Origin of the sequence: Roseomonas sp. KE2513 (assembly GCF_016107305.1) — a bacterium.
GTDB lineage: Bacteria > Pseudomonadota > Alphaproteobacteria > Acetobacterales > Acetobacteraceae > Roseomonas.
Window position 1 is genome coordinate 1 of the sequence record NZ_RCVR01000137.1, and the last position, 1,374, is coordinate 1,374.

Below are 1,374 nucleotides of genomic sequence, written 5' to 3' on the forward strand. Positions count from 1 at the left end.
TGCTCCTCAAGCGCGCCGCCGAACCCGCCGCCAGTGCGTAACAGCCTCTAGGCGATCTCTTTGTTATGGCGAACCGCGGCAGCCACAGGCGCGCGCAAGGCTGCCGAGCGAACCGTAGATGGCCTCTGGAAGATCATCGGACGCCTTGTCGCGACCTTCATATCAGCCGAATAGGCCTGTCTTTTCTGGTAATTGGTGATGACCAGGAGCAATCGCAAATCGATATAATGTGTCTTCGAAACGGACCATTTCGGTGCGTAACGGGAAGTAGAGGTAATTACGAATAAGCAGTAGTCCTGGTCTGAACCGCTCTGCGCTGGAAAAAAGCTACTCGTTACAGAATTATGTATAGAATTCTTGTGAGCTGGCTATTACTGTAAAGGGCGATGAGGCATCGTGGTTGTGAGACGCTTGACCATGGGTGACAAACCGTTGAGCCCTGCACGTGCTCGTGTCAGACATCTTCACATAGTTGCGGATACACCGGAGCGACCGCGCACTTGCCAGCCGCCTCAGCTTGGCGAAAGGTCATCGGGTCACAGTGTGATTGGGACCCTCGCGGCCATCGCTGAGCAGCAGCCGCTATCCGCAGAGAACGTCTGGCGCGTTGTGCTCGTCGGTGAGGTAGTTGGCCGTTTGGTCAGTCGAGCGCGAGATGGGGCGCTGCACTTGCTCCAACTTACTGAACTTACTGATGCGCAGCTTGACACCTATGAGGCTGCTATGGGGCTCCCGCGAGCCAGCTAGAAATCTGAATGCGAAATGACGTGGGGTGTTTGGGCCGGTTCCGAGACATAGATTGTACGGGCAACCTGGGCTGAGCATGTTGGGCCGATGTCTCGCATCAGCATCCAATGCATCGCTGATCGGTCAACCCCTTCTGCCCAACGTGTTCCCCGGTCTCGCCGCGATGACGGCTGGGATGTCCTGGCCGACATCGAGGTGTTCGTCTTCGCGGTCGAGGCCGAACTGGAGGTTATGGATCTGGACGCCTGATCATAACAGACCAGACCTGCTGGTACGCAGTGAAACCTACATTCTCGCCCACGTGGAGGATTAACACCTGTTTCACCTTTATCAGGAACAGTGTTGTGCAGGTGAAAAATAACCAGTCCGCCGTAACAGCACGCGGGATGCAGTACTTCTGACTCACAATCCAACACACTCTCCAGATAGTCGCAGCATCAAGAACAAACATCTTCCCTACATGCAAATACAAGGAATATAATGACAGATTGGCGCCAGGAGAAGCTGGCTTTTAGAAGAAGTGTTCTTTTCGCCTACTGCCTCTGCAACTCTTGCTTGCTCTTGTCTCCATAGCGGCTCACCTCGCAGTCGCGCGAGGTAGAGGTAAGCAATGACATTAGCACGCAG

1 protein-coding gene is annotated in these 1,374 nt (G+C 54.5%); it reads left to right on the forward strand.

Annotated elements, in window-relative coordinates; genetic code table 11:
• The first annotated feature begins 834 nt into the window (after nucleotides 1-834).
• Complete coding sequence (locus D9599_RS30605) at nucleotides 835-996, forward strand: hypothetical protein (RefSeq protein ID WP_198385113.1); 162 nt, start codon at nucleotides 835-837, stop codon at nucleotides 994-996.
• The last annotated feature ends 378 nt before the right edge of the window (nucleotides 997-1,374 follow it).

Bases quoted from the DNA above. Each gene is read 5' to 3' on its own strand.
- D9599_RS30605 (WP_198385113.1), top strand. From the start codon at position 835: ATGTCTCGCATCAGCATCCAATGCATCGCTGATCGGTCAACCCCTTCT.